The organism is Formosa sp. A9 (assembly GCF_051200825.1).
Lineage (GTDB): Bacteria > Bacteroidota > Bacteroidia > Flavobacteriales > Flavobacteriaceae > Formosa.
The window spans coordinates 2092828-2117737 of record NZ_CP195158.1 but is presented as its reverse complement, the minus strand read 5'-3'; the positions used below and the strand labels follow the sequence as shown (position 1 = coordinate 2117737).

Sequence of the window (24910 nt, the reverse complement as noted above, 5' to 3'; positions counted from 1 at the left end):
AAAATGCTTAAGTTTAATTGTTTTAATGTAAACGATATGCTAAATAGAAGCATTAAATTTTTAATTGAGAATAAGTTAGTTGCTGTTATATTGCTGCTTGTCTTAGTTGGGTGGGGTATTGTAAATTCTCCTTTTGGTTGGAATACTGGTATTTTACCAAGTTATCCCGTAGCCGTAGATGCAATCCCAGACATTGGCGAAAATCAACAAATTGTTTTTACCAATTGGGAAGGACGCTCTCCACAAGATATAGAAGATCAAATTACTTACCCATTAACAACAACGTTACTAGGTATACCAGGTGTTAAAACCATAAGGAGTTCGTCTATGTTTGGTTTTTCTAGTATTTATATCATTTTTAATGAAGATGTAGAGTTTTATTGGAGTAGAAGTAGAATTTTAGAAAAACTAAATGCCTTACCAAACGGACTGCTGCCTGATGGTGTTAAACCAGCTTTAGGACCAGATGCTACAGGTTTGGGGCAGGTGTATTGGTATACTTTAGAAGGAAGAAATAAAGCAGGTGAGGTTACTGGTGGCTGGGATTTACAAGAATTACGTACTATTCAAGATTATTTTGTTAAATATGGTTTGTCTTCGGCTAGTGGCGTGTCGGAAGTAGCTTCTATAGGTGGATATGTACAAGAATATCAAATCGATGTTCGTCCAGAATTAATGAAGCAATATGGCATATCGTTACAAGAAGTTGTAACGGCTGTAAAAGCTTCTAATCAGGACATCGGGGCGCAAACATTAGAGATTAATCAGGTAGAGTATTTGGTTCGGGGACTAGGGTATGTGAAATCAATTTCAGATTTAGAGAATGCAGTGGTAAGTTCTAAAGATTTTACAGCCATTAAAATTAAGGATATTGCTCAAGTTACTTTAGGGCCAGAAGCAAGAAGAGGCATTTTAGATAAAGAAGGCGCCGAGGTTGTAGGTGGTGTAGTGGTCGCTAGATATGGCGCTAATCCTTTAGAAGTTATTAATAATGTAAAACAGAAAATAGCAGAAATGCAGTCTGGAATGCCTTCTAAAGTTTTAGAAGATGGTACTGTTTCGCAGCTTACCGTTGTACCTTTTTACGACAGATCTGTATTAATAAAAGAAACATTACACACTTTAAATGAAGCCTTAAGTTTAGAGGTTTTAATTACCATTTTGGTTGTGGTTATTATGGTTTTTAATTTAAGAGCCTCAATATTAATATCAGGACTTTTACCAGTAGCGGTTTTAATGGTGTTTATAGCCATGAAATATTTTAATGTTAGTGCTAATATCGTGGCTTTATCGGGTATAGCCATTGCTATTGGCACAATGGTAGATGTAGGTGTTATTTTGTCGGAAAATATTATAAGACATTTAGATGAGAATACCGATGGTAAACCCATTAACGAAGTGGTGTATAATGCAACATCGGAAGTTTCTGGAGCCATAGTAACTGCCGTGTTAACCACCATTATAAGTTTTATACCTGTGTTTACCATGATTGGTGCCGAAGGTAAATTGTTCAGGCCTCTGGCTTTTACAAAAACTATGGCATTAACAGCCTCAATAATTGTGTCACTCTTTTTAATACCTCCTTTTGCTGCGCTTATTTTTAAAAACCGAACATTTACAACGTCAACTAAATTAGTAGTCAATCTGGCTATTATAATTTTGGGCGGTTTTTCCGTTTTTCAAGGGTATTATCTAGGCGTACTGCTTATTATTTTTGGGCTTTGCTCCATTCTAAAACAACAGCGTCAGTGGTCTCAACAAACATCAACTATTTTTAATAGTGTATTTGTGGCATTGGGCATTGTTTTTTTATTAGCGTCGTACTGGCAGCCATTGGGAGTAGCTAAAAGTTTTCTTGCAAATGCAGTATTTGTATCAGTACTATGTTTTGGTTTGTTAGGGGCGTTTTGGATATTTAGAAAGTATTACTCAAAAATTTTATATTGGGCTTTACAGCATAAATTATTGTTTTTACTTGTGCCAACTTCTATTGTTATTTGTGGCATTATTATTTTTAAACATACGGGAAAAGAATTTATGCCTTCATTAAACGAAGGTACATTTTTATTAATGCCAACCTCCATGCCACATGCTGGAGTTTCAGAAAATAAAAGGGTTCTCCAACAGTTAGATATGGCGGTAGCCCAGATTCCCGAAATAGAAACTGTAGTTGGTAAAGCAGGAAGAACGGCCTCAGCATTAGATCCGGCACCTTTATCGATGTACGAAAATATTATTCAATATAAACCAGAATATATGCTGAATGCTTTTGGGGAACGTCAGCGTTATAAAGTCAATAAAGATGGATTATTTGTACTTAAAGACAGCAGTTTGGTTTATAATCGTAACAGTTTTAAAAGTGAGATGTTAAATGATACTGTTAATTATTTGAATTTCAATAGCGTTAAGGCTTCACAATTGATTGAAGATAATAACGGCATGTTTTATAGAAATTGGCGGCCAGAAATTACTTCTGCTAACGATATCTGGAACGAAATTATAAAAGCAACAGCATTGCCAGGCATAACTTCGGCACCAAAACTACAGCCAATAGAAACCCGATTGGTTATGTTGCAAACTGGAATGCGTGCTCCAATGGGAATTAAGATTAAAGGTCAAGATTTAAAGCAAATTGAAGCGTTCGGACAAGCAATAGAACCGATACTGAAAACCGCCGAAGGTGTAAAATCAGAAGCAGTTTTTGCCGATAGAATTGTAGGCAAACCTTACATGTTAATAGATATTGATAGGGAAAAACTGGCACGTTATGGCATTGCCATAGAGACTGTACAGAACGAGTTGAAGGTAGCCGTAGGCGGTGTAGTGCTAACACAAACAATTGAAGGTCGAGAACGCTATGGTGTACGTGTAAGGTATCCTCGCGAGTTACGTTCCAATCCAGACGATTTGTCTAATATTTATATTCCAGTAAGTGGTGGAAACCCTGTGCCATTAAGCGATTTAGCTAGCATTCGCTACGAACAGGGACCACAAGTAATTAAAAGTGAAGATACATTTTTGGTAGGTTATGTATTATTCGATAAAAAGGATGGTTTTGCTGAAGTTAATGTGGTAGAACATGCAAAAGATGTAATTCAACAACATATAGATTCTGGCGCTCTACAAATCCCTAAAGGCATTACTTACGAGTTTACCGGAACTTACGAAAACCAATTGAGAGCAGAGCAAACCTTACAGGTTGTTGTGCCATTGGCGTTACTTATTATTTTCTTGATATTGTATTTTCAGTTTAAATCGGTGTCTACATCATTAATGGTATTTACTGGAATTTCGGTGGCATTTGCAGGCGGATTTATTATGATGTGGTTATACGGTCAAGATTGGTTTTTAAATTTTAAGGTGTTAGATGTTAATTTACGGCAAGTATTTCAAATGCACCCAATAAACTTAAGTGTTGCAGTTTGGGTTGGGTTTATAGCTCTTTTTGGAATAGCCACCGACGATGGCGTGGTTATGGCCACTTATTTAAAACAAACGTTTAAAAAAGAAAATCCGAAAGATGTTACAAGTATTCGCAAAGCTGCAGTGCATGCGGCCGAAAAACGTATTCGTCCTTGCTTAATGACAACAGCAACAACCATTTTAGCATTATTACCTGTATTAACCTCTACAGGGCGCGGCAGTGATATTATGATTCCGATGTCGATTCCTGCTTTTGGAGGAATGATTATAGATATTACATCGTATTTTATAGTTCCTGTATTGTACAGTTGGAGAGAAGAAATTAAAGCGCTAAAACATGAAAAAACAAACTAAATATATTTTTAAGACATTCGCGTTAGTTAGTGTGTTAACTTACTCTTGGTCGCTAAATGCACAACATTTAGAAACATTAATAAGTATAGGTCTGGCAAATAATCCTGAAATACAAAAATTCGATTTGCAATACCAAATAGCTTCCGAAAAAGTTAACGAAGTCAATGCATTGCCAAACACCGAAGTTGTTGTTGGTTATTTTGTGAGTCCGCCAGAAACCAGAACTGGGCCACAGGTTGTAAAAGTATCTGTAAAACAAATGATTCCGTGGTTTGGTTCGGTAACTTCCAGATCTAAATATGCAGCATCTCTTGCCGATGTCCAGTACGAAACTATTGCCATAGCTAAACGAAAATTATTGTCTACTGTATCTCAATCATACTATAATATGTGGGCTATAAAAGCCAAACAAGCTGTGTTTTCTCAGCAAATTGCATTATTGAAAAATTATGAAAAATGGGCTTTAACAGCGGTAGAGGTTAGTAAAGCTTCGGTAGTCGATGTATTAAAAATTCAAATAAGACAGAATGATGTAGAACAGTTAAATGCTGTGTTAGAGCAGGAATATTTAGCTGAACAGTCCCGTTTAAATTTATTGTTAAACAGAAGCGAGAAGCAACAAATTAATATAACAGATACTTTAATTATGCCAGAAGTAGCAGATTTAAATACAGAAAACATGGTTACAGCATTGCATCCTGAATTGTTGCAATACGATAAGTTGTACGAATCTGTTGAACAATCGGAACTCTTAAATCAAAAAGAGCGAGCTCCTATGGTGGGGTTTGGCTTAGATTATATAACTGTAAATAAACGAAACGACATGCCAATCGATAACAATGGAAAAGATATAATTATGCCCATGTTATCGCTATCAATACCAGTTTTTAATAAAGGATTTACGTCAAAAACCAAGCAAAACGAATTGAAAAAGCTGGAACTAAATGCCGACAAATTAGCAAAGAAAAATGCTTTAGAAACAGTATTAGAGCAAGCCGTAAATGCTAGGAATTCGGCAAAAATCAGTTTTGAAACAGCAACAAAAAATTTAGAAAAAGCCAAAGATGCAGAACGGCTGTTATTAACAGCATACGAAACCGAAACAGTTAATTTTAACGATGTTTTAGATATTCAGGAATTGCAACTTAAGTTTCAAATTAATAACATCGAAGCGGTTAAAAATTATTACACACAACAAAATATCATTAAATATTTAAGTCAATAATAAATCAATTAAAAATACAGAATTATGAAAACGAGAACACAATTATTAGGTTTAGGATTATTAATTTTAGGCGTAACCTTTAATACGGCCTGTAAAAATAACAGTGAGACTAAAACATCAGAAAGCACCAATAATGTAGCAGTTGTTACCACCCCTATATTTAAAACTGAAGCCGTAACACAAACATTTCAACATTATTTACAATTAAAAACGGCATTGGTTTCCAGTAATGCTATCCAGGCGAAACAAGAGGCGCAAAGCTTGGCCAATGTAACAACCAATGAAGATGTTAAGCATGTAGCTTCAAGCATAGCAGCTACAGAAGATATTAAAGTACAACGCGAGTTGTTGTCGGAATTAACCCTTCAACTAAAACCTATTTTAACGGCCAATATTACAACAGGCAAAATTTACGAGCAACATTGTCCAATGGCTTTAAAGAACGGTGCCAATTGGTTTGCTTTGGAGCAAGAAATTAATAATCCGTATTACGGAGATGCTATGTTGCATTGTGGTGTGGTGCAAAGTACATTACAATAAAATATAAACGGCATGAAGCAGCATATCTATATAAAAAACATGGTCTGTCTCAGGTGTAAACATGCTGTAGAAGGTGTGTTTAAGAGCCTGGGCGTAGAGGTGCTAAATTTAAATTTAGGAGACGTGTTAGTTCGGGAAATAGACGGGCAAACCTATCTGGAATTGGAAAAACGTTTAAAGGCATTAGGGTTTGAAATCATGAAAAATGAAGACGACATTCTAGTAGAACAAATAAAAACCATTATACTAGAAACTTTAGCCGATCGGCCAAACGACACGCGACACATTCCAGATTTATTAAGTCGCATTCCAAAGTCGTACTCGATATTAAGTAAGTTGTTTAGCAGAACCATGGGTATAACCATAGAAAACTATGTGATTAGGTTAAAAATAGAAAAGGTTAAGGAGCTTTTGCAGCTAGGCCAGCTTCAGTTCTCAGAAATAGCCGATGTTTTAGGGTATACTAGCGGTAGTCATTTAGCACGTCAGTTTAAAAACCAAACAGGGATGTCGATGACAGATTTTAAGAATTTACAAAATGGAGAACGGAAAAATTTCGACAAAATTGTATAAACATTCTACAAAATTATGCAATCAGAATGGTGAAGGTAGTGCTAATTTTATCATATAAATACTATAGAAATGAAGCATGCATATAAAATAGAGGGTATGTCTTGTAATGGTTGTCGTAACCATGTAGAGAATGCTTTAAAAAATGTCGATGGGGTAACAGATGCTGAGGTGTTTTTAGATGATTGTAAAGCCAACATAACAATGTCTAAGCATATTCCTTTAGCGAAATTTCAGGAACAATTGCAAAAGGAAGGAGCGCAATACCACATTAAAGCGTGGAGCAATAACCATGAAGAAACATTTCAAATACAAGGTATGTCTTGTAATGGTTGCCGTAACCATGTAGAGGAAATTTTAAAACATGTTGAAGGTGTATCTGGTGTTGTTGTGGATTTGGAACAGGAAGAAGCTAAAATTTCAATGTCTGAACCTATTGCTATAGATAAATTTCAAGAGGCTTTAAAGGCCGATGGCGATAAATATAGCATTCACCCCAAAGGCGCAGCTAAAATGCAACCTGTTTCAAAAGCGCCTAAAGGTCAAGGTACAGGCGTGTTTTATTGCCCGATGCATTGCGAAGGTGACACAACTTATAATAAGGCCGGCGATTGCCCTGTTTGTGGTATGGATTTGGTAGAAGAAGTAAGTTTAACTACGGTAGAACAACCTCAATATACTTGTCCAATGCATCCCGAAGTGGTGTCGGATTCCCAAGGGTCTTGTCCCATTTGCGGCATGGATTTAGTTCCTGTCAAGGCAAATATTTCTGCCGAAGCGCAAAATTATCTTCATTTATTAAAAAAGTTAAAACTTGCTATAGCATTTACCTTACCCATATTTGTTATTGCCATGTCCGAGATGATTCCTAATAACCCATTATACAACATCTTAGATTTGAAGTATTGGAACTGGATTCAGTTTGCATTATCGATTCCCGTTGTGTTTTATGCTGCTTGGATGTTTTTTGAACGGGCCTATAAGTCTATAAAAACATGGCATTTAAACATGTTTACATTAATAGGCATTGGTGCAGGCATTGCTTGGTTGTTTAGTGTATTTGGTTTGTTATTTCCAGACTTTTTCCCAGATCAATTCAAAACGCATTCAGGTGTAGTTCACGTATATTTTGAAGCAACAACAGTTATTTTAACCTTAGTGTTATTAGGGCAGGTGTTAGAAGCGCGTGCACATAGTAAAACAAATACGGCTGTTAAGGAATTGCTCAAATTAGCTCCTAATAAGGCGGTTCGGGTTGTGCAAGGTAAGGAAGAAGTTATAAGTATAAATGATATTGCAGTAGGCGATGTGCTTAGGGTAAAACCAGGAGATAAAATTCCAGTAGATGGAAGCATCACAGATGGCAAAACAACGGTTGATGAATCTATGGTAACAGGCGAATCTATGCCCGTAGATAAGCAGGTTGGAGATACTGTGCATAGCGGAACCATAAACGGCAATCAATCTGTATTAATGAAAGCCGAAAAAATAGGAGCAGACACCTTATTATCTCAAATTATAACCATGGTTAATACTGCTAGCCGTAGTAAGGCTCCTATTCAAAAATTAGCAGATAGAATTTCAGGTTATTTTGTACCTATAGTGGTTTTGGTGGCCATAATCACATTTGCAGTTTGGGCACTATGGGGACCAAATCCTGCTTATGTGTTTGCTTTAGTTAATGCCATTGCGGTGTTAATTATTGCCTGTCCATGTGCTTTGGGTTTGGCTACACCAATGTCTGTTATGGTAGGCGTAGGTAAAGGTGCGCAAAACGGCGTACTTATTAAAAATGCCGAGGCTTTGGAGCGGATGGATAAAGTAGATACAGTAATTGTAGACAAAACAGGAACGTTGACCGAAGGTAAACCATCTGTAGAATCGATAGCTGTTTTTGATGATTTTGATAAAAGTATAGCATTACAATATATAGTGTCTTTAAATCAGCAAAGCGAGCATCCTTTGGCTAGTGCTACACTAACTTATGGAGAAGAGAAGGGTGTTGATCTTTTAAAATTGAATCATTTTAATGCGGTATCAGGTAAAGGCGTCATTGGTGAAATAGATAATAAAAAAGTGGCTTTAGGTAACGAAAAGATGATGGCACATGTTGGGGCTGAATTATCGGATAATTATATTCAAAAAGTACAAAAGTTCCAGCAAAAAGGTAAAACGGTCTCGTATTTGGCAGTTAATGCTACTGTTGTTGCGTTTATAGTTATTGGTGATAAAATAAAGGCAAGTACCCAAGGCGCAATTAAAAAACTTCAAGATCTTGATGTAGATTTAATAATGCTTACTGGAGATAATGAAATAACGGCTAGAGCTGTGGCGAAATCATTAAACTTAAAACACTTTAAGGCCAGTTGTTTGCCAGAAGATAAGCTTAAAGAAGTAGAGCGATTACAGGGGCAGGGGCATGTAGTAGCTATGGCTGGCGATGGGATTAATGATGCACCAGCTTTGGCACAAAGCGATGTTGGTATTGCTATGGGGACAGGAACCGATGTGGCTATAGAAAGTGCTTCGATAACTTTGGTGAAAGGTGATTTAGAGGGCATAGTAAAAGCAAAAAAATTAAGTGATAGTGTCATGAAAAACATAAAACAAAACCTGTTTTTTGCTTTGATTTATAACACTATTGGTGTGCCTATTGCGGCTGGGGTATTGTATCCGTTTTTTGGTATATTATTATCGCCAATGATAGCGGCTTTAGCGATGAGCTTTAGTTCGGTTTCGGTAATTGCAAATGCCTTGCGGTTGAAGGCTACCAATTTAAATTAAATAATTATGAAAACCAATCACAATCAATCAAAGTGTAATCAACGTTTTTTAAGATGCTTGCCATATCTTTTGGTTATGTGTTAATTGCAATTTTAACAAGTGAGCGTGCAGCAATTAAAGACCCAAAAGTTAAAAATTTGGCAGAGCGTATTATTGAGACGCAACGAAAAGACATCGAAGAAATGAAAATATTGATAAAATCTTTAGAATCTGAACAAAATGACAAAGAGTAGACTATATGTCGTGCTGGCCTTATTGTTGGGCTTGCTTTTAGGGTTTTTGCTGTTTGGTAGATCTGAAACAGATACCAAGCCTGAAAAGAGCAATCATACCCATGAGTCTTCAACCGTAAACAAAAAATGGACGTGTTCTATGCATCCTCAAATTGTAAAAAATGCACCTGGCGATTGTCCTATTTGTGGAATGGCATTAATTCCTTTAGAAATGAATTCAGAGGGGTTAACAGATGTTCAATTTACATTAACCAAAACGGCAGAAGCTTTAGCTAATATTAAAACTGTAACCATAACTGGTAATACAACTTTAAATCCGGAACTTACATTATCTGGAAAAATTGTAGTTAATGAAGATGAAACAGCCATACAGCCAGCTCATTTTAACGGACGCTTAGAGCAGTTGTATGTAACTTCTGTTGGACAAACAGTGCGCAAAGGGCAGTTGGTAGCGAGTGTATATTCTCCAGAACTTATAAATGCACAGCAAGAATTAATTACTGCCTACAAGCTTAAAGAATCGCAGCCGGAATTGTACAGGGCAGTAAGGGGTAAATTTAAGAATTGGATGATTAACGATACGCATTTAAAAACCATTGAACAAACAGGAACTGTTATCTCTAAATTTAATATTTATGCCCATGTATCTGGAACGGTGTCGGAAATTAATGTTAACGAGGGCGACCATATTATGGATGGTAAATCCATATTTAAAGTCGCTAATCTTACTTCCGTTTGGGCAGAATTTGATGCTTACGAAAACCAAATTTCAGCATTGCAAATAGGGCAAGAATTGCAAGTACACACTAAAGCCTATCCTAACCAAAAAATAGCAACAACTATTTCGTTTATCGATCCGATTTTAAATACCAATACGCGTACTGTTAAAGTTCGTGCTGTATTAAAAAATGCCGATGCGATGTATAAGCCAGGCATGTTTGTAGTAGGAAATATTATTACTTCAGAATTATCAAATAGTAGTGAAATTTTCGTTCCTGCTTCGGCGGTATTATGGACTGGTAAACGTTCTGTTGTGTACTTAAAAACGGAACCTAATTCTTCTGTTTTTGAAATGCGCGAGGTTATTTTAGGTAATAAGCTTGCCGACCAATATCAGGTGTTGGAAGGATTGGCAATAGGTGATGACATTGTTGTTAATGGTACATTTACAGTTGATGCTGCAGCACAGTTGCAAGGGAAATCTTCGATGATGAATCGAGTTAAAACGCAGTATAAACAGGTAGAGCAGTCTAAAGTACAGCGCCTTGAAGGCAACCAAGTATCGTTTAAACAATTAACAGGTTTTAAAGATGAAGTAAATACAATATTACTTGCTTACATAGATGTTAAAAATGCATTGGTAGAGAGCGATTCGGTTTTGGCTACAGATAAAGCTAAAGTGATGCTTAAACAGTTGATGAATACCAGTGTAAATGATTTGAAATCCAGTGTGTTGGCTCAAGAGTTTTATAATAATGCCGAAGAAGATTTAGAGCGGTCTTTAAATGCGTTGATAGGTTCTAAAACTATAGAAGAAATTCGTTTTCATTTTTTAGAAGTCTCTAGGGCTACAAAAATATTAGTAGAACGTTTTGGAGCGGTGCAAAAGGTGTTTGTTCAATTTTGCCCGATGGCAAATAATAATTCTGGAGGATATTGGTTAAGTTTAGACCAAAAAATCAAAAACCCGTACTATGGTAGTAAAATGTTAGGTTGCGGAGAAAATGATAAAATACTAGAGTGATATTTTGTTCTAATTGTCATAATAACAATAACTTATTTTGATTTTTAAGAAATGTATAAAATTTAAAAATTAAAAAACGTTGTATTCTGTTTTTTTTTTCAAAATTAATATAGTAGTTTGGTAGGGTTATAAAGCCAATAATTGTAACCAAAAACTAACTAAAATGGGAGTATTATTAGATAATGTAATACCGAAAAATCACAGTCGTACATTCGATACCAATGCTACAGATCAAAAGGATTTAATAAAAATCAAACAAGCTATTTTAAGAATTAAAGGGGTAGATACCGTCGAGTTAAAAACCTCTGGTTTTCCTGTGCGAATAACAGTAACAGCCAGTAAAATGGTAGAAATTGTAAAAGTAGAAGAAGCTGTAAACGATTTAGGGTTTAATATTATACCTAAACAATTTTTGTCTTTTTAGTTGAAGTAGACAAGAGCAAGCGTATAGATTAACAATGATTTTGTTTGAAAAAACAAGTTGTTTTTTATACTATTTTTTTGATAACCCTTAATTTATGGGTGTGCGTTTTTTTGTCGACATTATAAATGCCAGAGTGGTCTAAGCGATCTATTCTTACTTTACCGTGGGCGTGAATAATATAATTGTCGTTCATAATAATACCAACATGTACAATTTGTCCGTCAGAATTATCAAAAAAAGCTAGATCACCAGCTTCACTTTCTTCAATAAAACTTAAAGGTTCTCCTTGTGTGGCTTGTTGCGAGGCATCCCTGAAAATCTTATAGCCGTTTAGTTTATAAACCATTTGTGTAAACCCCGAGCAATCAATCCCGAAAGGTGTTTTTCCTCCCCATAAATAAGGCGCATTTAAGTATAAAAATGCAGTATTTATCAGGTTTGTTTTTGGTAATACTTTATCCGAAACATTACCATCGTGCGTATGGTTAAAAATGTTTAAACAGTTTAAGCTAGCGCCTAACGGTATGGGATTTAATTGGTTATTGGTATCGTTAACAAATTCCACCAAATCTGTTGCCAATTTGGGCATTTGTTTATTTAGGGTGTCGTAAATGTCTTGCGGCGTTTCTATATATTGTTTGTTATCTACCCAGCCTTCATAACTATCGAAAGCTAACCTAATTTTACTCCAATTTTTACGTTGCTCTAACACTTTAAAATGCTCGCCATATAAGACTTGCGATACTAATTCGCTCTTGTCTGATGGCTCTAATCTTAATGGAACAATGCTTAAATTACAAACGCCGTATTGCATTAATTAATTATTGGTTTAGGGCTTTAAATATAGAATTTAATGAGTTTTTAAAAAAGAAATATTGTATTAAAGACGTTCTATTACCATAGCCGAAGCTCCGCCACCACCATTACATATGGCAGCTGCGCCTATTTTAGCATCGTTTTGTTCTAATACATTTAAAAGTGTAATTAAAATTCTTACTCCCGAACAGCCTAGCGGGTGCCCTAGAGATACTGCACCTCCGTTTACATTTACATTATGGTCTGTTAGTCCTAAAATTTTCATGTTTGCAAGGCCAACGACAGAGAAGGCTTCGTTAAACTCGAAAAAATCTACATCTTGTAATGTTAAACCTGCTTTATGTAAAGATTTTGGTAGCGCTTTTGCTGGTGCCGTAGTAAACCATTCTGGTTCTTGGGCGGCATCGGCATAACTTTTTATAACAGCAAGAGGCTTTAAGCCTAACTCGGCGGCTTTGGTTGCGCTCATTAAAATTACAGCCCCAGCGCCATCGTTTATAGTAGAAGCGTTGGCTGCGGTTACTGTACCATCTTTAGTAAAGGCAGGACGTAAAGTAGGGATTTTATCTAGTTTTACATTGGTAAATTCTTCGTCTTTATCGAATAAAATCGGTTCTCCTCGGCGTTGAGGTATTTCTACGGGAACGACTTCGTTATCGAATTTACCTGCTTCCCAGGCGGCACTCGATCTGGCGTAAGATTGTATGGCGTAAGCATCTTGATCTTCTCTGGAAAATTGATACTCTGCAGCACAGGCATCTGCACAAACACCCATAGCATTTTGGTCGTAAGCATCAACTAAACCATCTTTTTGAAGACCATCAATTAATGTAGCTGGACCAAATTTGGTACCTGTTCGTGCATGTAAATAGTGCGGAATCATACTCATGTTTTCCATACCACCAGCAACCACAATCTCGGCGTCACCTAAGGCAATAGCTTGTGCCCCCTGCATTACGGCTTTCATTCCAGAAGCACATACTTTGTTTATAGTTGTGCAAGGCACGGTATTGGGTATTCCAGCGTAAATAGCCGCTTGTCTGGCTGGGGCCTGTCCTGCACCAGCTTGTACAACATGTCCCATAAATACTTCTTCAACTAAATGTGCATCTAAATTTATTTTATTTAACGCACCTTTAATAGCTACGGCTCCTAATTTTGGAGCAGGAATAGTGGATAAAGATCCTAAAAAACTACCTATTGGGGTTCTTGCTGCCGAAACAATTACGACTTCTTTACTCATGTTAGTTTGCAATTAAAAAGTTTGAGTTGCGAAATTAATCAATTTTTAAGGAACTAGGAAGGATTACACATTTATAAACCTGTTAAAACGCTTTAATTTTTATTACATTTGGTTTTAACTTTAATCGCTGCATGAAAGACTTTGTAAACACATTATATAGAAATCATACACTATTGTATAAAGTATTGCTTTTTATTTGCACTACGTTTTTAATCGTGTATTTATTTCCTAAAAGTGGACGTTTTAAATACAATTTTGAAAAGGGAAAACCTTGGCAATCCGAAAATTTATATGCGCCATTTAACTTTGCTATAAAAAAGACAAACGAGGAAATTTCCGAAGAAAAACAAGCGATAACTGCCAATGCTATTCGTTATTTCGATATCGATAGCGGAGTTAAAGATCAAGTTTTTGATGCTTATAAAAAAACCTTCCAAGAAACGATTCCAGATAGTATTCCAAGAAGAGATTACAATGCATTATATGCTGTAGGTTCTAAAATTTTAAACGATTTTTATCAATACGGAATCTTACACGAAGACTACAATTTTAAGCCCAAGAGTTATGTGGTTTTATTAGAAAATAGAGTAGAAAAATTAAATACAGAATACTCTAATTTAGTTAAGCAAAATAATATAACTCCCATTTTAAACAGTGCTTTAACCAATGCCGAATTAAATACGTATAAAAAAATATTTATTGCAGTGTTTTACGATGTTATTCAGCCTAATCTAACTTACAATAAAGAGTTTACAGATCGTGCGTTAGAGGAGGAGTTGAGCAAAATTTCGTATACCAGAGGAAGTATAGAAAAAGAAACACTCTTGATTTCGAAGGGTGAAGTTGTGGAAGGCGATAAGTTTCAAATTTTAAAATCGTTAGAGTCGGAATACGAATCGCAAGTCTGGAATGCTTCCAATTACAACTGGATTGTTTTTGCATATACGGTATTAGTGGCATTGGCTTTACTTATGTTGTTATTGTTTTTAAGAAAATACAGGCGCGATGTGTTTGAAAATAATAATAAAGTAACATTTATTTTTTTTAACATATTACTCATGGTTTTTATAACCGCATTGGTTGTAAATTATAATGCACATTACATTTATGTCGTTCCCATTTGTATTATGCCATTGGTGTTAAAAGCCTTTTTCGATGCGCGTTTAGGATTGTTTACCCATGTTGTAACTATGCTGTTATTAGGGTCTATTGTTCCTAACAGTTACGAATATATGTTTTTGCAAATTATAGCTGGAATAGTTACTATTTTAACAGTTTCGGAATTGTATAAGCGAGCCAATTTGTTTATTTCGGTTGGGCAAATTACTCTCATTTATATTATTGCTTATTTTGCATTTTTTGTTATTCATGAAGGGAGTATCGATAATTTAAAGTGGGAAACATTTTTGATGTTTATCCTTTGTGGTTTAGCTACCTTATTCGTACAACCACTAATTTATGCATACGAAAAAATGTTTGGATTAGTGTCTGATGTTTCGTTGTTAGAATTGTCGGATACCAATACAAAATTACTGAAAGAACTTGCAGAAAAGGCTCCAGGCACATTCCATCACTCGCTAAATGTCGCCAATTTAGCCGAAGCATGTGCCAACGAAATTGGTGCAAATGCCATGTTGGTTAGGGTAGGCGCATTGTATCATGATATAGGAAAAATGAAGAACCCAACGTATTTTACCGAAAACCAATCTACAGGATTAAATCCGCACGACGAGCTGTCTCCAAAAGAAAGTGCCGCAATAATTATAGATCATGTTTTAAACGGAATAGAAATAGGAAAAAAGAGGAATTTACCAGACCGTGTAATAGACTTTACTAGAACACACCATGGCACCAGTGTAGTGTATTATTTTTATATGAAAGAAAAACAATCTAATCCTGAAGGTGTAGATATTAACGATTTTAGATATTTAGGGCCGAAGCCGTTTAGTAAGGAAACTGCTATTTTAATGATGTGCGATAGTGTAGAAGCAGCATCTAAAAGTTTAAAAGAGCCAACCTCTACAAAAATAGATGCTTTTGTAGAGAATATTATAAATAAGCAGATGGACGAAGGGCAATTTTTAAATTCTAACATTACCTTTAAAGAAATTCAATCTATAAAAAAAGTGCTAAAGCTCAAGCTAGCAAATATTTACCATTTGCGTATAGAATACCCAGAATAATTTTTTTAAAAAAAGTGTAAAAAAGGTTGTGTGCTTTAGTAGTAAAGCTTACATTTGCAACCGCAAAAATATTGCAACGTTCATAATTTTAAGGAGAGGTGCCAGAGTGGTAATGGAGCAGATTGCTAATCTGTCAACGCGTAAGTGTTGCCAGGGTTCGAATCCCTGTCTCTCCGCAAATATTTCTTAATTATCCGGGATAAAAGAAATAGTAAAAACACACCTCGGGGTGTAGCGTAGCCCGGTTATCGCGCCTGCTTTGGGAGCAGGAGGCCGCAGGTTCGAATCCTGCCACCCCGACTTTTTAAGGTTATATATAAAACCAAATAACAACAATTTAAGCCGAATCCCTTACAAATAAAGGATTTGGCTTTTTTTATATAATAAACTTAGTTAAATTGCCAGTGAGTGATAAGGTGAGTGAGTAATCGTAACGCCGAAATCGTAAATTAGTTGTTGGTTGGTGGTTTTAAGTTGCTATATGTTTATTTCGAATACATTACATTTTAATAACTTTTGAAGTTAGGGCTTCTCCGGAATCTGTATAGATCTTTATTATATATAAGCCTGTTTTTAATTCTTTTAAGTTTATAGGGCTTTTGTAATATGCCTTAATCTTTTGTCCTGATATATCATAGAGAATAATTTTATCAATAATTTTATTATTTGTTTTTATATTTAAAATGTTAGAAGTTGGATTTGGATAAAGTCTTAAATCATTTTCTACATTCCCAATAGTAAAGTCGTCAATATTTAAAATACTCGATAAGTTTCCATAGTTATGAATAAAACCTCTAAACCACGAATATTCATTAAAGGTGTATATTTTGTTTCCTGATTTCCCCGTTAATATTAAATTTCCTTGATTATCAATTTGTGAATACCAATTATTTAAAGAACCCTCTACGGAAAAATAATTAATTACCTCTCCGTTATCATTTATCACCCTTACACTATTTTCAAAAGCCGTTCCGAATAGTAAATAGTTTTCGTAAGCCATTAAATGGGGGTTGGGAGAGTCAAAAGTATCTCCATTAGTAATAAAATTCAGGTTTTCATCTAAAATGAGAGTACTGTTATCATCTAAATAAAGGAAGATGTTTCCGTTAGTAAATCTTTTAAATTTTATAATTTCATCTGATGTATTATAATAACTGTAAGAATTATTTATGTCTATTTTATTTAATCTTCTATCTCCACCATATTCTGTAGCAAAGAATAGTGTCCCATCATTGTCAATTTCGTATCGATACATCCCAAAGTTTCTGGGTAAATTTTTAGTGTTAATCTTTACTCCATTTTTGTATAAATAAATTAATTCTGGCGAATTGTTTGAGATTGCCTCATAGGTGTAAAAATAGATGTCATCTCCTATTGAAAAAATATCTAAAAACTCTTCATGACCGACATCAATTTCTTCTTTAAGGTTTCCGTTATTTTTATCTAAAACATAAAGTTTACTAGAATCCTCATACAGAAAATAATTGTGAGCTAGGTAAATTGAATTTTCATTTGCATAGAATTTATCGGCAATATGAGATGTATTTATAAATTCAAAATCACCTTTTGGATTAACTTTATATAAGCTATAGCCAAGACCATAAGTATCTCCTTTTCTAGGTAAGTTTAAATAGAGATTGTTTGAGGAATCAATAAAAAAAATGATATCTCTACCTCCATGATTTATAAGATTGAATATGTGCTCTGGAACTTCGGATTCCCATAATTTATTTAGATTAGAATCATATTTAATTATCCTTTTGTTTAATGGCGGATTGGTACCACCTATTCCTAAATATTCTGGCCCCATTTTTTCGGTAACTAATACAAGATAATTATTTTCATTATCAATAATCACTCTTTGTTGGAATGCACTAGAAGTCCCGATTCCAGAAAATAAGTAATTATGCAACACTTGCGTGTCATTCAATTTTTCAGAATGAATATCTAGTTGTGTGAAATAATCGGAATCAGGAAACATTTTTTCAAAACTGGTTCCAATAGTTGATATTGATTGTTCATCTATTTTCAAAAAGTCTACTAGTTGATACGAATTAGATGTGTTAAACGACTTAACTTCTGTAAGTTCATTGGAAAATAATCGAATGTTTGAATTACTAGTGGTAATAAAAAATGTATTATCCTCGTTTTCTTTAAAACCAGTTCCTAAATAGCTATCAGTGTTGGTTCTTGTTTGTAACAGATTATTTTCATCTACACTTATAAAGTCAATTGAATCCGTATTAAGATTATTTGCAACAACTATAATCTTATTTTGTGCATTAATGAATGAGCCTATTAAAAAATAATTTTCTGTATCTGATGTGTTAGTTGAATAAACAAAGGTGTTAGAATTATCTATTTTTGATAAATTGATGTTTTTATTACTATCCTTTTTTAATACATTGTGGCAAGTTAAGTAACAATTTTCTTCATTATCAATATTTAATTTAACATCTTTTGTTATTACTGCATAGTTAATGCAGTCCAAAAACGTAGAATCTGTAATTTCTATGACAGAGATGTTATTTTCATTTTGAATTTTGTAAAACTTATAGGAATATGTAAAGTCTGTTTCATTAAACTCAGATATTAAAAAATAATACTTCTCATCTTTAATAATTCCTTTTACTCCATGTTGTTTAATTTCTAAATTAAATGAATTTAAAATATCTCCTTGGTTACTTATTTTTAAAAAAATAAATTTATTGCTCTGCTCTGATTGATTTTCTACCGGGGCATAAACAAGATTCAACGTGTCATCTTCATTTAGCTCAGCATCTAAATATCGGTAATCTACATAATCAGAGCCATCAATATTACCTATGGTTTTAGTAAACATAAGTTCTCCTTCTTCACTATATTTTGCAACAAATACTAAGCCATTGGAATTAGATCTATTAAATGAACTTCTACCTAAAATATATAATTCATTATGAGAGTTGATAAATGATTTTATTGGGATGTCATAAGATAGATCTGTATTAATGGATAAGTGTTTTTGCCAAACCAGATTTAATTTGTTATCTAATTTTGTGGTAATTATATCTGTAAAAGTTGAGTCTTTTTCTGTAGTGCCAACTATAATTGTGTTTTTGTTTGAGTCTAGATTCGAGAAATATGAAATATCTCTGTTGGTATGGTTATTTAGTCCAAACGATTCCTTGTTTATTGGTGTTAATAGATCCTGAGAAAAGATTTGAATGTGAAAAGTAATTAAAGTAATTAGTAGTATTTTTCTTTTCATAATTTAATTATTATTGTCTTGAAATTGGTTGGTTTTTTGTTTAATTCTTTGATGAGATCAAACCATTTTTTAGTTGTTTGCAGTGTAAAAATTCATTTTAACAAGGCTTTGTTTGATAGTTTATTTAGTTAAACTTACATTATTTTTTTATAGAATTTATATTTTATATTGTGATTTCGATGAACTTCATTGAGTTTTTTCGAATGCAGACTAAAATCTATTTTTAGATTGTAATAAACATAAACAGCTTGCTCAATTAATTTTAGTTAGGTTGGTGTTTTGTAAAGCCATAGAACATAGTAATTCCCAAATCGAAAAATGGTTAATAGTGAGTAGTGGATCGGTGATACTACTGTTAGTTGTAGTTTTTAGTTCGGAGAAATTGTAATTCAAAAGTCTAAAATCTAAAATCATAAATTGGTTGTTGGTTTTTGGTAGAGAACATAGAACATAGAGAAAAGAATATAGATAGCGAGAAGCTGGATTATGAACCTTTTAAGATTAGGAAGTTTGCTGTGAGTTTGAATGCTTGATGTATACTACCAACTAAAAAAGGTGCTTTAGTCGTATCTCTATCTGGATGACAAACGAATTGAAGTATGATTACTTAGTGGTTAGCAGATTTAGTACACAGTAAGTCATTATTCAAAATTAAATTTTAATTTAGCCATTAACTAATTATCAATGTAGTAATTATTTAATGTGACAATGTAATAATTTGAAAATGTGTTGATTTGATGATTTTTAAAATGAATGACAAGCTTGAACTAACAATCAAAAATCAGTAACTATCAACCAATAACAAAGAAGCACTGAGTGAAACTCGTTATTATTTCGCATACCGAACATTATAAAACAGCTGATGGAACCATAGTGGGTTGGGGGCCAACGGTTAATGAAATTAATCATTTGACTGCGGTTTTTGATGAGATTGTACATGTTGCTATGTTGCATCATGGCGAGGCGCCACCGAGTGCATTGCCGTATACAGATACAGCTATTTCATTTGTAGGCTTACCAGCAGTTGGAGGAGTTGGTATTCAAGCGAAATGGCAGGTAATACAAGCGGTATTACGAGTTATTCGTGTGGTTTCCGAGCAACTTAAAACAGCAGATTATTTTCAATTGCGAACACCAACGGGTATAGGGGTGTATTTAATTCCGTATCTCACGTATTTTTCGAACACAAAAGGCTGGTATAAATATGCGGGAAATTGGAATCAGGAACAGCCGCCTTTAGGCTATCGTATACAACGTAAGTTATTACAATTACAATCACGGCCAGTAACGATTAACGGCCGTTGGCCACAGCAACCCAAACACTGCTTGTCGTTTGAAAATCCATGTTTAGAAGATGTTGATATAGAGATAGGTAAGGCGGTAGCTGCTTTAAAACATTTAGATGGTGTTATAAACTTTTGTTATGTTGGACGTTTGGAATCGCCTAAAGGTGTTGGGCGTATTATAGAGGCTTTATCGGGAATGGATGCGACTTTAAAGTCACGTATAGGTACGGTGCATTTGGTAGGCGATGGGGCAGAGCGTATGGCGTTTGAACAAATGGCCAAAAATTCGGATTTATCGTTTATCTTTCATGGTTTTTTAGCACGGGATGCTGTTTTTGAAATTTATAAAGTTTGTCATGGCTTTTTAATGCCAACAACCGCGTCTGAAGGGTTTCCTAAAGTTTTAGCAGAAGCCATGGCTTTTGGATGTGTGCCTATCGTGTCGAATGTTTCGGCGATAGGGCATTATATTTCATCTGGTGTTCATGGTTTTGTTATGGATACAGTAGACATTCCTAATATTCAATCGAATATTCAGTGTTTTATGAATTTAAAAGCTTCAGAGTATAATAATTTAAAGCAACATGGCCTGCAATTGGTACAACAGTTTACTTTTGCGTATTATAATGCGCATATTAAGGAGGCAATTTTAGATACAGTATGAGACGTTTGCTACCTCGAGATAATAGAACAGATAATTATATTCCATTGTTGTTATTACATGTGCTTATAGGCTTTCTAATTTATTTGCACAGGCCTTTAAGTATGTTATATTTTGTAGTAGTCTTGTTTTACTTTTTATGGCATATTATAGTAAGTCCGGATAGTAAAAAAACAATGTATGTATTATTAGGTTGTGCTTATATTGTGGGTGGGGAGGTATTTTTGAGAATGACAAAAGGTTACTTTTTTTATGAAACGGGTAAATATTTTGTGTTACTGTTTATGCTCATGGGCATCTTTTACAAAGGGATATCCGGAAAAGCCTATCCGTATTTCTTCTATTTAATTTTACTAGTTCCTGCTATTCTTGTGGCGTCGTCGACCTTGAGTTTTGATGCTAATTTTAGAACCAATGTGACTTTTGTATTGAGTGGTCCTGTGTGTTTAGGTATTGCCGCGCTATTTTGTTATGATCGGAAAATTAGTCACCAAGAGCTATTAACCATTTTATTGTATTTGTTATTACCAATATTATCAATGACGGTGTATTTGTATTTATATAATCCGTCTATTAAAGAAACTATTAGTAATACAGCTTCTAATCCTGCGACTTCGGGAGGTTTTGGTCCGAACCAGGTGTCTACGGCTTTAGGGATGGGCATGTTTGCTATAGTAGTACGTATTTATTTGCAATCTCCTACTTTTTTATTGAAAGTGCTTAATATTTTGATTTTTGCAGCTATCACATTTAGGGCTATCATCACGTTTAGTCGCGGGGGCGTATTTGCCGCTATAATAGTTGTATTGGCATTTTTGGGTATTTTATTTCTAAAATCGAATTATAAAGTTAAAAATCAGATTATAGGTTCTACTGTCATCTTTTTGTTTGCGATAGCATTCACTTGGATTATTGGTTCTATGCAAACAGGCGGTTTATTAGATAAACGTTATGCTAATGAGGATGCGCTAGGACGTGAGAAAGGCGATGTAACTACTGGGAGAGGTGAGTTATTTATGGAAGAAATGGATGGGTTTTTACAAGACCCATTGCTAGGTATTGGCGCTAGTAGAACTAAAAATATTCGAGTGATTACTACTGGAGAACATTTACCGACACATAATGAGGTGGGGCGTTTACTTGGGGAACACGGTATGTTTGGCATTGTTATTTTATTAATTTTAATGATAAAACCGTTAGCTTACAGGTCTACGAATCCGCATAACTATTATTTTTATGCGTTTTATTGTTTTTGGTTTGCTACCATTAATCATTCGGCTATGCGTATTGCTGCTCCAGCTTTGTTTTATGCTTTAGCGTTATTAAATATTACTGATGTTAGAAAAAAACGTTTTATACATAGGAAACAATTTGTACAACAGCAAAACTAACCCGTCATCTATACAGGTTATTGGTAAACAATTAGAAAGTGCTGGGTTTACTATGTATTACAGTTCTAGTAAAAATAACAAGGTGCTTAGGTTGCTAGACATGCTTTATTCATGTGTAAAATATAAGCGTGTGGTAAGTCATGTGATTATTGACACTTATAGTACTAGTAATTTTTATTATGCTTTGTTAGTGAGTCAGTTATGTCGACTTATTAAATTGCCTTATGTTTTGAGTTTGAATGGTGGTAATTTACCAATGCGATTAGAGAAGTACCCTAAATTATCGGGACTTTTATTTAAACATGCTAAAACTTTAGTATCACCTTCCTTATATCTTCAAGAAGCTTTTTCTAAACATGGTTACTCTAAGGTAGCATTTATACCCAATGCCTTAAATTTAGTTAATTATCCGTTTACCTACCGTCCAATTTCGGATATTCGTTTATTATGGGTGCGTTCGTTTTGTAAAATTTACAATCCATGCTTGGCTGTCGATGTGTTGAAAGCTTTACAAGACCGAGGATATACCGCCAACTTGTGTATGGTAGGGCCAGATACCGATGGCTCTTTAGCCATAGTTAAACAGTATGCGAATGCCAAAGGGGTGCAGGTGGAAACGCCTGGAAAGCTAAGCAAAACCGAATGGATCACGCTTGCCAAGGACTATAATGTTTTTATAAACACTACAAACTTCGATAATATGCCAGTGAGTGTTATCGAAGGCATGGCGCTGGGCTTGCCTATCGTATCGACGAATGTGGGAGGGCTTCCGTATTTAATAGCTGATGGGGTAGATGGTGTGCTTGTACCACCTAAAAATACCGAGGCTTTCGTTTCGGCGCTATTGCATTTAAAAGCACATCCAGAACAGACTATGGCTATGGTGTTAGCGGCTAGAGAGAAGGTTTCCCATTTTGATTGGGAAGTAGTAAAAAACCAATGGCAGCAGGTGTTGGTTGATGGTTGATGGTTGGCAGTTATCAGTTGTCAGTTGTCAGTTGTCAGTTTAAAAATAGTGAATGGTGAGTCGATAGTCGTTAGTGTTTAGAGAATCGTAAATCGTAATTCAAAAATCGTTATCGGTTATCGGTTGTCTGTTGTTAGTTGGCTGTGAAGCGGTTTAGTTTTTAGTCTGTAGTCGATAGTGTTTAGAGTATCGTAATTCAAAAATCTTAAAGCGTAAATCAGTTTTGTGATTAATCAAGTTTCGAACTAACACCTAAAACCCAAGCCCCAGAAACAATAGCTCTAGAGTTATATTCATCAATTCATTTCGCGTTATATTTTATTGCTTTGGTGTTATTTTTATAACATTTAATAGCTTACATTCACGAGTATATTTAAACACTATACATTATGTTGGTTTGGACGGTATTTATCCTTTGTGTGCTCTTGTTTTTAGCTCTAGATTTAGGTGTGTTTAATAGGCATGCCCATGTTATTAGTGTTAAGGAAGCTGCGGTTTGGACGGCTGTCTGGGTGGGGTTATCCATTTTGTTTTCAGGTGTTATTTATTGGTTGTATTCTGGGGAGTTGATTGCTAATGTCGATCAGTTAACACCCGTAGAGGCCTCCATAAAATATATTACGGGGTATTTGATAGAATTGTCTTTAAGTATCGATAATATTTTTGTAATTGCCGTTATTTTTAGTGCATTTAGTATTCCGCAGCAGTATCAGCATCGCGTATTGTTTTGGGGGATATTGGGAGCTATAATTTTTAGGGCACTCATGATTTTGTTTGGGGTTGTCCTTATTAAAAAGTTTAGTTTTACGACCTATATTTTTGGTGCGTTTTTATTATTTACAGCCTTTAAAATGCTGTTTGCAAAAGACGAGCCTTTTGATCCGAAGCATTCGTTTGTGTATCGGCAGTTACGAAAAGTGTTGCCTATAACCAACCAGATGCAAGGGGAGAAGTTTTTTGTTAAACTAAGGCATGTAAAAGCTGCAACGCCTTTATTTATAGCTTTAGTGGTTATAGAGTTTACCGATATATTATTTGCTTTAGATAGTGTGCCTGCCATATTGGCTATAACTTCCGATCCGTTTTTGGTGTTTAGCTCCAATATCTTTGCCATTTTAGGCTTACGATCGATGTACTTTTTTTTAGCAAATATGTTAAACCGTTTTCATTATTTAAAATACAGTCTGGTTGCTATATTAAGTTTTGTAGGGGTAAAACTGTTGTTGGTGCATCATTATAAATTTCCTGAATGGTTATCTCTAGGGTTTATAGCTTTAGCCTTAGCAGTAGGCATTTTAGCATCGTTACAAACAAAATCAAATACTTAGGCGTGTACTTTTTCAAGAATAAGATTTCTACACGAAACCCAACGCTTTTAATCTAAAGGCACGATGAGTACTGGAATTTGAGATTGCTTAATGAGCTGAGAGGACACACTGCCCATAATGGCTTTATATATAAAATCGTGATCTTGATGTCCTGCTATAATCATATCGATATGCAGTTTTTTAGATTCTTCAAGTATCATTTCTACAGTAGCGCCTTGTACGAGTAAGCCTTCTGTGGCTACATCTTTAGCCTTTAAAGTATCGGCGTAGGTTTGCAGCTGTTTGTGTTCTTGTTGTAATTCGGATGCTCTGCTGTTTCTGATGTATTGCGGACCGACTTCGTACCCCACAAAATCGGGATTGGGAGCTGCGATGTGCATGATCCAGACTTTAGCTTGGAAGGCTTTAGCAAGTTGATGGCCTTGATCTAAAAGACGTTGGTCGTTTTTAGTAAAGTTTACGGTAACTAGTATGTTTTTCATTGTTTTTGG

Annotated in this window: 16 protein-coding genes, 2 tRNA genes and 1 pseudogene; 15 read left to right on the top strand and 4 right to left on the bottom strand. The window is 34.8% G+C overall.

The genetic code is table 11. From position 1 onward, the window contains the following. Window positions 1-36 precede the first annotated feature (36 nt). The 8 genes and pseudogenes from ACR9EA_RS09545 (at window position 37) to ACR9EA_RS09510 (ending at window position 11297) form a co-directional block, all read left to right on the top strand. Complete coding sequence (locus ACR9EA_RS09545; protein ID WP_435139858.1) at window positions 37-3777, top strand: efflux RND transporter permease subunit; 3741 nt, start codon at window positions 37-39, stop codon at window positions 3775-3777. Continuing rightward, the gene (locus tag ACR9EA_RS09540; RefSeq protein ID WP_435132088.1) at window positions 3761-5002 is read left to right on the top strand and encodes a TolC family protein; all 1242 of its coding nucleotides are present in this window, start codon (window positions 3761-3763) and stop codon (window positions 5000-5002) included. Before ACR9EA_RS09545 ends, ACR9EA_RS09540 begins: the two co-directional genes overlap by 17 nt. A gap of 24 nt (window positions 5003-5026) precedes the next feature. After that, window positions 5027-5542 (top strand): DUF3347 domain-containing protein, encoded by a 516-nt coding sequence (locus ACR9EA_RS09535; protein WP_435132086.1) that lies wholly within the window; start codon window positions 5027-5029, stop codon window positions 5540-5542. A 12-nt stretch (window positions 5543-5554) separates the two neighbouring features. Beyond that, window positions 5555-6115, top strand: coding sequence for a helix-turn-helix domain-containing protein (locus ACR9EA_RS09530; RefSeq protein ID WP_435132085.1), 561 nt, complete (start codon window positions 5555-5557; stop codon window positions 6113-6115). Window positions 6116-6184: 69 nt separating this feature from the next. Then, complete coding sequence (locus ACR9EA_RS09525) at window positions 6185-8896, top strand: heavy metal translocating P-type ATPase (RefSeq protein WP_435132082.1); 2712 nt, start codon at window positions 6185-6187, stop codon at window positions 8894-8896. A gap of 83 nt (window positions 8897-8979) precedes the next feature. Beyond that, window positions 8980-9129 (top strand): annotated as a pseudogene (locus ACR9EA_RS09520) (DUF305 domain-containing protein); the annotation flags it as partial. Next, window positions 9116-10873, top strand: a complete 1758-nt coding sequence (locus tag ACR9EA_RS09515; protein WP_435132080.1) for an efflux RND transporter periplasmic adaptor subunit — start codon at window positions 9116-9118, stop codon at window positions 10871-10873. The pseudogene ACR9EA_RS09520 and the gene ACR9EA_RS09515, both read left to right, overlap by 14 nt. Window positions 10874-11036: 163 nt before the next feature. Further along, window positions 11037-11297 carry a heavy-metal-associated domain-containing protein gene (locus ACR9EA_RS09510; protein ID WP_435132077.1) on the top strand — a complete coding sequence of 87 codons (261 nt, stop codon included), beginning with the start codon at window positions 11037-11039 and terminating at the stop codon, window positions 11295-11297. A 64-nt stretch (window positions 11298-11361) separates the two neighbouring features. Here the strand turns inward: ACR9EA_RS09510 and ACR9EA_RS09505 are convergent, their stop codons facing one another. Continuing rightward, on the bottom strand, window positions 11362-12111 hold the full coding sequence (locus ACR9EA_RS09505; RefSeq protein WP_435132075.1) for an NlpC/P60 family protein: 750 nt from the start codon (window positions 12109-12111) through the stop codon (window positions 11362-11364). Window positions 12112-12177: 66 nt separating this feature from the next. Then, window positions 12178-13356, bottom strand: a complete 1179-nt coding sequence (locus ACR9EA_RS09500; RefSeq protein ID WP_435132073.1) for an acetyl-CoA C-acyltransferase — start codon at window positions 13354-13356, stop codon at window positions 12178-12180. Window positions 13357-13487: 131 nt separating this feature from the next. Between ACR9EA_RS09500 and ACR9EA_RS09495 the strand changes: the two genes are divergently transcribed. The 3 genes from ACR9EA_RS09495 to ACR9EA_RS09485 all read left to right on the top strand — a co-directional run bounded on the left by ACR9EA_RS09495 (window position 13488) and on the right by ACR9EA_RS09485 (window position 15839). Continuing rightward, entirely contained in the window at window positions 13488-15539 is a 2052-nt protein-coding gene (locus ACR9EA_RS09495; protein ID WP_435132071.1) for an HD family phosphohydrolase, read from the top strand. Window positions 15540-15631: 92 nt separating this feature from the next. Beyond that, window positions 15632-15715 (top strand) — tRNA-Ser (locus tag ACR9EA_RS09490). A gap of 49 nt (window positions 15716-15764) precedes the next feature. After that, window positions 15765-15839: transfer RNA gene (locus ACR9EA_RS09485), tRNA-Pro, on the top strand. A gap of 199 nt (window positions 15840-16038) precedes the next feature. Here the strand turns inward: ACR9EA_RS09485 and ACR9EA_RS09480 are convergent. Continuing rightward, window positions 16039-18786 carry a T9SS type A sorting domain-containing protein gene (locus ACR9EA_RS09480; protein WP_435132069.1) on the bottom strand — a complete coding sequence of 916 codons (2748 nt, stop codon included), beginning with the start codon at window positions 18784-18786 and terminating at the stop codon, window positions 16039-16041. A gap of 816 nt (window positions 18787-19602) precedes the next feature. Here ACR9EA_RS09480 and ACR9EA_RS09475 point away from each other — a divergent pair. The 4 genes from ACR9EA_RS09475 to ACR9EA_RS09460 all read left to right on the top strand — a co-directional run bounded on the left by ACR9EA_RS09475 (window position 19603) and on the right by ACR9EA_RS09460 (window position 24419). After that, window positions 19603-20736, top strand: a complete 1134-nt coding sequence (locus tag ACR9EA_RS09475; RefSeq protein WP_435132066.1) for a glycosyltransferase — start codon at window positions 19603-19605, stop codon at window positions 20734-20736. After that, entirely contained in the window at window positions 20733-22124 is a 1392-nt protein-coding gene (locus tag ACR9EA_RS09470; protein WP_435132064.1) for an O-antigen ligase family protein, read from the top strand. Before ACR9EA_RS09475 ends, ACR9EA_RS09470 begins: the two co-directional genes overlap by 4 nt. Then, a complete protein-coding gene (locus ACR9EA_RS09465) occupies window positions 22069-23091 on the top strand; it encodes a glycosyltransferase family 4 protein (RefSeq protein WP_435132060.1) in 1023 nt (340 codons plus the stop codon). Before ACR9EA_RS09470 ends, ACR9EA_RS09465 begins: the two co-directional genes overlap by 56 nt. A 389-nt stretch (window positions 23092-23480) precedes the next feature. Then, on the top strand, window positions 23481-24419 hold the full coding sequence (locus ACR9EA_RS09460; protein ID WP_435132057.1) for a TerC family protein: 939 nt from the start codon (window positions 23481-23483) through the stop codon (window positions 24417-24419). Window positions 24420-24466: 47 nt separating this feature from the next. Here the strand turns inward: ACR9EA_RS09460 and ACR9EA_RS09455 are convergent, their stop codons facing one another. Beyond that, window positions 24467-24901, bottom strand: coding sequence for a universal stress protein (locus ACR9EA_RS09455; RefSeq protein ID WP_435132054.1), 435 nt, complete (start codon window positions 24899-24901; stop codon window positions 24467-24469). Window positions 24902-24910: the final 9 nt, after the last annotated feature.

Coding starts and splice junctions, on each gene's coding strand:
- ACR9EA_RS09545 (WP_435139858.1), top strand. CDS start 37: ATGCTAAATAGAAGCATTAAATTTTTAATTGAGAATAAGTTAGTTGCT.
- ACR9EA_RS09540 (WP_435132088.1), top strand. CDS start 3,761: ATGAAAAAACAAACTAAATATATTTTTAAGACATTCGCGTTAGTTAGT.
- ACR9EA_RS09535 (WP_435132086.1), top strand. CDS start 5,027: ATGAAAACGAGAACACAATTATTAGGTTTAGGATTATTAATTTTAGGC.
- ACR9EA_RS09530 (WP_435132085.1), top strand. CDS start 5,555: ATGAAGCAGCATATCTATATAAAAAACATGGTCTGTCTCAGGTGTAAA.
- ACR9EA_RS09525 (WP_435132082.1), top strand. CDS start 6,185: ATGAAGCATGCATATAAAATAGAGGGTATGTCTTGTAATGGTTGTCGT.
- ACR9EA_RS09515 (WP_435132080.1), top strand. CDS start 9,116: ATGACAAAGAGTAGACTATATGTCGTGCTGGCCTTATTGTTGGGCTTG.
- ACR9EA_RS09510 (WP_435132077.1), top strand. CDS start 11,037: ATGGGAGTATTATTAGATAATGTAATACCGAAAAATCACAGTCGTACA.
- ACR9EA_RS09505 (WP_435132075.1), bottom strand. CDS start 12,111: ATGCAATACGGCGTTTGTAATTTAAGCATTGTTCCATTAAGATTAGAG.
- ACR9EA_RS09500 (WP_435132073.1), bottom strand. CDS start 13,356: ATGAGTAAAGAAGTCGTAATTGTTTCGGCAGCAAGAACCCCAATAGGT.
- ACR9EA_RS09495 (WP_435132071.1), top strand. CDS start 13,488: ATGAAAGACTTTGTAAACACATTATATAGAAATCATACACTATTGTAT.
- ACR9EA_RS09480 (WP_435132069.1), bottom strand. CDS start 18,786: ATGAAAAGAAAAATACTACTAATTACTTTAATTACTTTTCACATTCAA.
- ACR9EA_RS09470 (WP_435132064.1), top strand. CDS start 20,733: ATGAGACGTTTGCTACCTCGAGATAATAGAACAGATAATTATATTCCA.
- ACR9EA_RS09465 (WP_435132060.1), top strand. CDS start 22,069: ATGTTAGAAAAAAACGTTTTATACATAGGAAACAATTTGTACAACAGC.
- ACR9EA_RS09460 (WP_435132057.1), top strand. CDS start 23,481: ATGTTGGTTTGGACGGTATTTATCCTTTGTGTGCTCTTGTTTTTAGCT.
- ACR9EA_RS09455 (WP_435132054.1), bottom strand. CDS start 24,901: ATGAAAAACATACTAGTTACCGTAAACTTTACTAAAAACGACCAACGT.